This is a genomic window from Rhodococcus sp. NPDC055024 (assembly GCF_053608585.1).
This window is the reverse complement of record NZ_JBSGVT010000010.1, coordinates 250,520-260,223: the sequence shown is the minus strand read 5'-3', so window position 1 is coordinate 260,223 and position 9,704 is coordinate 250,520. Positions and strand designations below refer to the sequence as shown.

General features: G+C 64.2%; 6 protein-coding genes. 5 read left to right on the top strand and 1 reads right to left on the bottom strand.

Features of this window, described 5'->3' with window-relative positions:
• Nucleotides 1-76: 76 nt before the first annotated feature.
• A complete protein-coding gene (locus ACWF6P_RS21835) occupies nucleotides 77-778 on the bottom strand; it encodes a hypothetical protein (protein WP_452622420.1) in 702 nt (233 codons plus the stop codon).
• A 174-nt stretch (nucleotides 779-952) separates the two neighbouring features.
• On the opposite strand from ACWF6P_RS21835, the gene ACWF6P_RS21830 reads away from it, so the two are divergent.
• The 5 genes from ACWF6P_RS21830 (at nucleotide 953) to ACWF6P_RS21810 (ending at nucleotide 9,631) form a co-directional block, all read left to right on the top strand.
• On the top strand, nucleotides 953-3,634 hold the full coding sequence (locus ACWF6P_RS21830) for a valine--tRNA ligase (RefSeq protein WP_452622419.1): 2,682 nt from the start codon (nucleotides 953-955) through the stop codon (nucleotides 3,632-3,634).
• Nucleotides 3,631-5,070, top strand: coding sequence for a bifunctional tetrahydrofolate synthase/dihydrofolate synthase (gene folC / locus ACWF6P_RS21825; protein WP_378538054.1), 1,440 nt, complete (start codon nucleotides 3,631-3,633; stop codon nucleotides 5,068-5,070). Before ACWF6P_RS21830 ends, folC begins: the two co-directional genes overlap by 4 nt.
• Nucleotides 5,067-5,492, top strand: coding sequence for a DUF4233 domain-containing protein (locus ACWF6P_RS21820; protein ID WP_378538057.1), 426 nt, complete (start codon nucleotides 5,067-5,069; stop codon nucleotides 5,490-5,492). The genes folC and ACWF6P_RS21820 overlap by 4 nt, the downstream gene beginning before the upstream one ends.
• An 18-nt stretch (nucleotides 5,493-5,510) precedes the next feature.
• Nucleotides 5,511-5,930, top strand: a complete 420-nt coding sequence (gene ndk / locus ACWF6P_RS21815; RefSeq protein WP_019749070.1) for a nucleoside-diphosphate kinase — start codon at nucleotides 5,511-5,513, stop codon at nucleotides 5,928-5,930.
• A gap of 428 nt (nucleotides 5,931-6,358) precedes the next feature.
• Nucleotides 6,359-9,631: a translation initiation factor IF-2 N-terminal domain-containing protein gene (locus ACWF6P_RS21810; protein ID WP_452622418.1), complete on the top strand. Its 3,273-nt coding sequence runs from the start codon at nucleotides 6,359-6,361 to the stop codon at nucleotides 9,629-9,631.
• Nucleotides 9,632-9,704: the final 73 nt, after the last annotated feature.

Below are 9,704 nucleotides of genomic sequence, written 5' to 3'. Positions count from 1 at the left end.
GCTTACCGGCGCGTCCCTCGTTCGGCCGCAACGGCCGAACGAGGCACGCTCTTCTTCGCGCGGATCCGGACCGGAATCAGGCGCCAGGGCAGCGAACGGTGTACGCCCACTCGGTGTGGTCGGGGCCGGTAACACGAACCAGGACGGACGAGGCCCCGCCGGCGGGCACGTTGACGACCGCCGAACCGGTTCCCTCGTTGATGTCGTCGCCGACGTATCCGGTGCTGTGGATCAATCGTCCTTCGTAGTACACCTCGATCAGATCCGGGATGTCCTCGGTCTCATAGCCGAGAACGAACGACGTCGGGCCGCCGCGGCCGAGCTCGTGCTTGGTGCTGGTGATTCCTGCGCCGCCGGAGACCGTCGAGGCGTCACACCGCTGCGTCGGTGCAAACGATCCACCGCCGCCACTGCCGCTGGCCAGCCCACTGAGAATGTCCCTGACATTGCCGCTGGCCAGGCCGTTGACGATGTCCGTAGCGCTGGTCGATCCCGCGGACAGGCCGCCGATGATGTCGTTCACGTTCCCCGTGGCGATTCCGCCGACGATGTCGCCCACGCTGCCGCTGGCGATGCCGTTCGCGATGTCGTTCCCCAGGTCGCCGATGCTCCCGTTGATCGTGGCGCTGCCACTGTCGACGCTGCCCTGCACGCTTCCTTCGATGCCGGGTGCAGCGGACGCAGTCGCCGGAAGCACCAGGGCAACCGCCGCTCCGATCGTCGCGGCAGCCGCCAAGGTTCGAACGCCGGGACGGCGAGAACTCCAGTTGTTCAACATATTTGCTCCACAGGTCGTTGGTCGGTCGTCCTTCAGAGCGATCCTGTCAGCGGAGCGGATCGGTGAATATCGTTTGTTCGGCTGACCCCCGGACTGCGGGGACCGTCGTTCGTGGCCACCGCGACGCCTGACGGGCGAATTCGTTCACGACGGGGGAGTCATTAGGATCAAGTGGTGACCAGTGCAGCTCCAGAGAACCCCCAGACCCCCGCCGACGCCCTACCCAAGAGCTGGGACCCCAGCGCAGTAGAGGCCGATCTGTATCGAGGCTGGGTAGACGCCGGGTACTTCCAGGCCGACGCGACCAGCGACAAGCCCGGCTACTCCATCGTGCTGCCGCCTCCGAACGTCACCGGCAGCCTGCACATGGGTCATGCTCTCGATCACACACTCATGGACGTGCTCAGCCGCCGCAAGCGGATGCAGGGCTACGAGGTTCTGTGGCTGCCGGGCATGGACCACGCCGGTATCGCCACGCAGTCCGTCGTCGAGAAGCAACTCGCTGCCGACGGCAAGACCAAGGAAGATTTCGGCCGCGAGCTGTTCATCGACAAGGTCTGGGACTGGAAGCGCGAATCCGGCGGAACCATCGGTGGCCAGATGCGGCGCATCGGTGACGGCGTCGACTGGAGCCGCGATCGTTTCACGATGGACGAGGGCCTCTCGCGCGCCGTCCAGACCGTCTTCAAGCGCATGTTCGACGAGGGCCTGATCTACCGCGCCGAGCGTCTCGTGAACTGGTCGCCGGTGTTGCAGACCGCGATCTCCGACATCGAGGTGAAGTTCGAGGACGTCGAGGGTGAGCTGGTCTCCCTTCGCTACGGCTCGCTCGACGACAACGAGCCGCACGTCATCGTCGCGACCACCCGTGTCGAGACGATGCTCGGTGATACAGCAGTGGCTGTCCATCCCGAAGACGAGCGCTACAAGCACCTCATCGGCACAACTCTCGATCATCCGTTCACCGGGCGTCAGATCCCGATCATCGCGGACGACTACGTCGATCCCGAGTTCGGAACCGGCGCAGTGAAGATCACGCCGGCTCACGATCCCAACGACTTCGAGATGGGCCTGCGGCACAACCTGCCGATGCCCACCATCATGGACAAGACCGGCAAGATTGCCGACACGGGAACCGAATTCGACGGTATGGACCGCTTCGAGGCTCGCGTCAAGGTTCGCGAAGCCCTCGCCGAGCAGGGACGCGTCGTGGCCGAGAAGCGCCCGTACCTGCACAGCGTCGGACACTCCGAGCGCAGTGGTGAAGCTATCGAGCCGCGCCTGTCGCTGCAGTGGTGGGTCAAGGTCGAAACCCTGGCCAAGGCCGCCGGCGACGCGGTTCGCAACGGCGACACCGTCATTCACCCGGCAAGTCAGGAACCACGCTGGTTCGACTGGGTCGACAACATGCACGACTGGTGCATTTCCCGTCAGCTCTGGTGGGGACACCGCATCCCGGTCTGGTATGGCCCCGAGGGCGAAGTTGCGTGCTTCGGTCCAGACGAAGCGGCACCGGAAGGCTGGGTCCAGGATCCCGACGTCCTCGACACCTGGTTCTCCTCCGGACTGTGGCCCTTCTCGACGATGGGTTGGCCCGACAAGACCCCCGAACTCGAAAAGTTCTATCCCACCAGCGTTCTCGTCACCGGCTACGACATCCTGTTCTTCTGGGTCGCCCGCATGATGATGTTCGGCACGTATGTGTCCGAGGACGAGTCGATCACCGCCGGTCCGGGTAAGTCGGGCGCGCAGATGCCGTTCAAGGACGTGTTCCTGCACGGACTGGTTCGCGATCAGTTCGGCAAGAAGATGTCGAAGTCTCGCGGCAACGGTATCGACCCACTCGACTGGGTGGATCGTTTCGGCGCCGACGCCCTGCGATTCACACTCGCACGCGGGGCCAACCCGGGCAGTGACCTGTCCGTCGGTGAGGATTCGGCGCAGTCCTCACGCAACTTCGCGACCAAGTTGTTCAACGCGACCAAGTTCGCGCTGATGAACGGCGCCGCTCCGGCGCCGCTGCCCGCTCGAAGCGAACTGACCGACGCCGACCGCTGGATCCTCGACCGTCTCGACATGGTCCAGGCCGAGGCGGATGCCGCTTTCGATCGCTACGAGTTCAGCAAGGCATGCGAAGGCCTGTTCCACTTCGCGTGGGACGAGGTCTGCGACTGGTACCTCGAACTCGCCAAGGTGCAGTTCGCCGACGACGAGGCCGTCGCCGCGAACACCCGCGCAGTGCTCGGCAACGTTCTCGATGCACTGCTCCGCCTCCTGCACCCGGTCATCCCGTTCGTGACCGAAACCCTCTGGAAGGTGCTCACCGGAGGCGAATCCGTCGTCGTCGCCGACTGGCCGACGCTGTCCGGCGTCGCAGTCGACGCTGCGGCCGCCACCCGGATCGAAGACACCCAGAAACTGATCACCGAGGTGCGACGTTTCCGAAACGATCAGGGGCTCAAGCCTTCCCAAAAGGTCCCGGCGCGTGCGTCCGGGCTCTCGGAGGCCGGCATGGACGGCCAGTTCGCCTACGTGGCAGCGCTGGCCAAGCTGACCGAACCCGAAGAGGGATTCACCGCATCGATCTCCGTCGAGGTGCGTCTGAGCCAGGGCACCGTCACGGTCGACATCGACACCTCGGGCACCATCGACCTCGGTGCCGAGAAGAAGCGGCTCGAAAAGGACCTCGCGGCAGCGCAGAAGGAACTCGTCACCGCCGACAACAAGCTTGCGAACGAGGCCTTCTTGGCGAAGGCACCCGACGCCGTCGTCGACAAGATCAAGAACCGTCGCCAGATCGCCGTCGAAGAGATCGAGCGCATCACAGGACGTCTGAAGGAGTTGGCCGACAAGTGAGTTCGTACGAGCCGTCCCAGTTCGACGCTCAGAGTTCGGTTCCGACTCCGGTCGACATCGCCGAGCTGGCGCTGGTCGAGGCCGAACTCGACAAGCGTTGGCCCGAGACCAAGATCGAGCCGTCACTGACCCGCATCGAGGCGCTGATGGACGTGCTGGGCTCGCCGCAGCACAACTATCCATCGGTGCACGTGACAGGGACCAACGGCAAGACGTCGGTGACGCGCATGATCGACTCGTTGATGAGCGCTCTGCATCGTCGTACCGGCCGAACCACCAGCCCTCATCTGCAGATCGCGACCGAGCGGATCAGCATCGACGGTCATCCGATCTCACCGCGGCTCTACGTGGACACGTTCCGCGAGATCGAGCCGTACGTGCAGATGATCGACGCACAGTCCAAGGAAGCCGGGGGACCGGCGATGAGCAAGTTCGAAGTGCTCACCGCGATGGCCTATGCGGCATTCGCTGAGGCACCGGTCGACGTCGCCGTGGTCGAGGTCGGCCTCGGCGGACGCTGGGACGCCACCAACGTGATCGACGGACAGGTCGCGGTGATCACCCCGATCAGTCTCGATCACGCCGAGTATCTGGGTACCGACCTGGCCGGGATCGCGGAGGAGAAGGCCGGAATCATCAAGAAGGGCCGCGAGGACCTGGTTCCGGTGGACACCGTCGCGATCATCGCCGAGCAGACTCCCGAAGTCATGGAGGTACTGCTGCGGCGAGCAGTCGAGGTCGAAGCTGCGGTAGCTCGCGAGGGCTCGGAGTTCAAGGTGCTTGCTCGCCAGATCGCGGTGGGCGGACAGCAGCTCGAACTCCAGGGTTTGAGCGGTGTGTACACCGACATCTTCCTCCCGCTGCACGGCGAGCATCAGGCACGCAATGCGGCTCTCGCGCTCGCGGCTGTCGAAGCGTTCTTCGGTGCCGGTCCGGATCGACAACTCGATCAGGATGCAATCCGCAACGGTTTCGCCTCGATCGTCAATCCTGGTCGCCTCGAACGTGTTCGGAGTGCGCCGACCGTATTTCTCGACGCCGCCCACAATCCCGACGGTGCCCGCGCCCTCGCGGCCGCCCTGGCCGCGGAGTTCGACTTCCGCAAGCTCGTGGGAGTGGTCAGCGTCATGGCGGACAAGGACGTCGACGCAATCTTGACCGCATTCGAATCCGTCTTCGACGAGATCGTCGTCACCCACAACGGATCACCCCGGGCGATGGACGTCGAGGAACTGGCCAACATTGCCGTCGCAAAGTTCGGCGACGAGCGCGTCGTCGTCGCACCGGTGCTTGCCGACGCCTTGGAAGTCGCGATCGAAATCGCCGAGCAGGTCGCCGAACCCGGTGAAGCCGTATCAGGGGCAGGTGTCGTGGTGACGGGATCCGTCGTGACCGCAGGCGCCGCCCGCACGCTGTTCGGAAAGGACCCCGCGTGAGCACCCCGTCAGAATCCAATCCCGAGTCCGGCGAAACTGCCGGTGAGTTCGGGCCTCCGACCAAGGACCCGTGGAAGAGTTTCCGCGGAGTGATGGCCGGAACTCTGATCCTCGAGGCGATAGTCGTGCTGCTGGCATTGCCGGTCGTTGCGGTCGTCGGCGGTGGCCTCACCGCGCTCTCGGCCGGATTCATCATCGGCTTGGCGGTACTGATGATTCTGGGAGCCGGAGTCCAGGGAAAGCCGTGGGCGATGGGGTTCAACGTCGCACTGCAGGTGATTCTTCTGTTCGGTTTCTTCGTCCACCCGTCGATCGTGGGTGTGGCCATCACCTTCGGGATCGTCTGGGGATACCTCGTCTACCTGCAGAGAGACATCAAGCGCCGGATGGACAAGGGCCTGCTTCCCGGCCAGCGGGACTGACCATTTAGGCTGTCCGCTGTGACTGAGCGCACCCTCGTACTGATCAAGCCCGACGCCGTTGCCCGTGGATACGTAGGAGAAATCCTCAGCCGTATCGAGCGCAAAGGCCTGACAATTGCAGCACTCGAGCTCCGCGTAGCTTCCGAAGAGGTGGCTGGTAGCCACTACGCAGAGCACGCCGAGCGCCCGTTCTACCCGAGCTTGTTGGAGTTCATCACCTCCGGTCCGCTGGTGGCCGCAGTGCTCGAAGGCCCCCGCGCCATCGCTGCTTTCCGTCAGTTGGCCGGCGGAACCGACCCGGTCGACAAGGCTCTTCCGGGCACGATCCGCGGTGACTTCGGGCTCGAAGCGCAGCAGAACCTCGTTCACGGCAGTGACTCCGTGGAGTCGGCAGAGCGTGAAATCGCTCTGTGGTTCCCCGCGCTGTCGTCCATCTGAATCTTCTATCCGGGCCTTCGGCCCACATCTCCACAGCGAATTCTCGGCACGTATCCCACATCGGTGCGCCCTTTGCAGTTGCAGGCGCGTTGGTGTGGGATACTGCTTTCAGTTGAACCGCAATTTGTTTTACGCACGTTCAACCGGATGACACCTAGGTTCGATGCCCTTTCATCGCTGCTCCAGGTCAACAGGAAATCCCTGGACCTCTGCACGCTGGATGATCAGGCGCTCGCGCACAGGACAACGGCCATCCAGCCAGGCACTTCATGTGCTCGCAGTGAATAACGGGCACTGCGGACCATGCGGAGCGAGACCTTACAATCTCGTACTCACTTCTGGGTGCGAGTACACACAGCACGCTCCCGCGTGGCCGCGTGACAACTCGACTTCTGGGTTGGACGCGCCCGGGGGCTGAGGAGACTTACGTGGCCGATCAATCCCCAACCGAATCAGATTCCAGCACCACCCCGGAATTCCCCGACAAGATGCGCGTACACGCGCTGGCGAAGCTGCTCGGTGTCACCAGCAAGCAGGTCCTTGCCGAAGCTGCAGCGCTCGGTACCGAATTGCGCAGTGCGCAGTCGAGTCTCCAACGTGACATCGCTCAGCGGATTCACGCTTCGTTGACCTCCGCGGCCGAGGCCATCGAGCCTGTCGTCGCTGAGCTCGACACCCTCATCGACCCGGTTGTCGAAGTGCCTGCTGCGAAAACTCCGGCCGAGCAGCCTGCTGCGGAGATTCCAGCCGAGAAGCCGGTGAGGGCTCGTCGAACCCGTAAAAAGGCAGTAGTTGTCGAAGAACCGGCAGCAGAAGAAGCGGTGGATCCGGCTGTCGCCGAGATCAGCGCTGGACTCGACGCCGCTGCTGCGCTGCAGAGCAAGGAAGCCGAGCAGTCCGATCTGTTCACCTCGTTCGAGGCGCCGCAGACCCATCAGCCCGAGGTGGCTCCCGCCGCGCCGCAGGTTCCGCTGTTCCTGCAGCCGGATCTCGAGGCAGCCGAGGTGGCCCCGCGTCGCCGTCGCGCCCGCCGTGAGCCTGCTGCACCAGCAGTCGTCGAAGAGAAGCAGGCAACTGCGGAAACCGAAACAGTCGCACCCGAGGTCTCGCCGGTTGTAGTTCCAGCCGTCGAAGAGCCGGCTGTGACCGCCCCGCAAACCGAGGGTGAGATCGCCGAGTCCGAGGACGAGGACGACGATCAGCCGCGTCGCCGTCGTCGTGGACGCCGTGGACGTGGCCGTGGCCGCGGAGAACAGGGTGGCGAACAGGGCGGCGAGCAGGGTAGTGATCAAGGCTCGGACGAAGAGTCGGAGACGACCACCGAAGTGGAGCAGGAAACTGCCCCCGAGTCGGTCGAAAAGCAAACCGAAGATGCTTCCGGCGGAGAATCCGGAAACAAGACCGAGTCCGACGCGGATGCGGAATCCGAGAACGCCGACGATTCCGACCTCGATGCTGACGGATCGAGCCGTCGCCGCCGTCGCCGTCGCCGTCGTAAGACCGGCACCGATGCCGCCACCGACGCGACTGCGACGTCCGAGGACGATCCGCCGAACACCGTCGTTCACGAGCGCGAACCGCGCAACAAGACCCGCGTCAAGGACGAGGTCCAGGGCATCAGTGGCTCGACGCGTCTGGAAGCGAAGCGTCAGCGTCGCCGCGACGGTCGTGACGCCGGCCGTCGTCGCCCGCCGATTCTGACCGAGTCGGAATTCCTTGCCCGTCGTGAAGCCGTCGACCGCGTCATGGTTGTGCGCGATCGAGCGGACAGCGGTCAGCCGCACGCGACTACACAGGTAGCAGTCCTCGAAGACGGCGTCCTGGTCGAGCACTTCGTCACCAACTCGGCTTCCGCGTCGATGGTCGGCAACGTCTACCTCGGACGCGTCCAGAACGTGCTCCCCAGCATGGAAGCTGCGTTCATCGACATCGGGCGTGGCCGCAACGGCGTGCTCTACGCCGGTGAGGTCAACTGGGAGGCAGCCGGTCTCGGTGGTAACTCGCGCAAGATCGAGCAGGCTCTCAAGCCTGGCGATCAGGTGCTCGTTCAGGTCAGCAAGGATCCGGTCGGTCACAAGGGTGCGCGACTGACCACACAGATTTCGCTTGCCGGTCGTTTCCTCGTCTACGTGCCCGGCGGCACGTCCACTGGTATCAGCCGCAAGCTCCCGGACACCGAGCGCAAGCGTCTCAAGGAAATCCTGCGCGACATCGTTCCCGCCGACGCCGGAGTGATCATTCGCACGGCGTCCGAGGGTGTCAGCGAAGAAGAGTTGGCGCGCGACGTGACTCGTCTGCAGGCGCAGTGGGCCGGCATCGAGGAGCAGGCCGCCGCTGCGGACGCCGGCAAGTCGGGCAACCCGCAGGCGCTGTACGAAGAGCCGGACATGCTGGTCAAGGTCATTCGTGATCTGTTCAACGAGGACTTCTCCAAGCTGGTCATCGAGGGCGAGAAGGCGCACACGACGGTCGAGAACTACATCAACTCCGTCGCTCCCGACCTGCTTCCTCGGCTCGAGAAGTACACGCCGAACAACGGAATCGACGTCTTCGCGGCTCGCCGTATCGACGAGCAGTTGGCAAAGGCACTCGATCGCAAGGTGTGGCTGCCGTCCGGTGGCACCCTGGTGATCGACCGCACCGAGGCCATGACCGTCGTCGACGTCAACACCGGCAAGTTCACCGGAGCCGGCGGAAACCTCGAAGAGACCGTCACGCGTAACAACCTCGAAGCTGCCGAGGAGATCGTTCGCCAGATGCGCCTGCGGGACATCGGCGGAATGATCGTCGTCGACTTCATCGACATGGTCCTCGAATCGAACCGGGACCTGGTCCTGCGTCGACTCACCGAATGCCTGGGTCGCGATCGCACGCGCCATCAGGTGTCGGAGGTCACGTCACTCGGACTCGTGCAGATGACGCGCAAGAAGTTGGGCACCGGATTGGTCGAGGCCTTCTCGACTACCTGTGAGCACTGCCACGGCCGCGGCATCATCGTGCACTCCGAGCCCGTCGAGGTGAAGTCCTCGGACGACGGCGGATCGCGTTCGGGCTCGCAGCGCAGTGAATCCGGTACCTCGCGCAAGAACAAGCGTGGCCGCGGAGACAAGTCGGCTTCGACCGAGTCCAACGGACAGGAAGCTCCGGCGCCGGAGGTTCCGGCCGTCGACGCGACGGTCAAGCGGGCTCATCCGGTGGCATTGGCGATGGCCTCGCATCACAACGACGACGAGACCGTCGCGACCGACTCGATCGAGTCTGATTCCGCCGGTACGTCTTCGGGGGATGATGCATCCAAAAGTGCCGATCGGCAACAGGATCGGCCGAGTGATACTCCTGCTGTTACTGAGCGCCCTGACGTTCCTGCTGTGGACTCTGCTTCGGAAGAAGCAACTCCCGCAGTGGGTAACGAGCGGGAAGCAACTCCCGCAGTGGGTAACGAGCAGGAAGCAGCTCCGCGAGGTCGTCGGCGTAGTCGCCGGGCGTCGCGGGCAGCGTCGGCACCGGTTGCCGAAGCATCTCCCGAGGTGGGCACGGTCTTCGTGATTCCGACTCCGGAACCCGTGGCGGAAGCGGTCGTGGAAAACGTTCCGGCTCCGGCTACCGAAGTTCCGGCTGAGGAAGAAGTTGTCGTCGTCAAGCGGCCCCGTCGCAGGCGTGCAGCGGCCCGTCCCGCGGGTCCGCCGGTCGACGGAGAGTAGAACTACCGTCTTTCGGTCGGTTGGATGTCTTGGCGATGAGCGAGGACATCCAACCGTTATCCGAAGTTTCAGC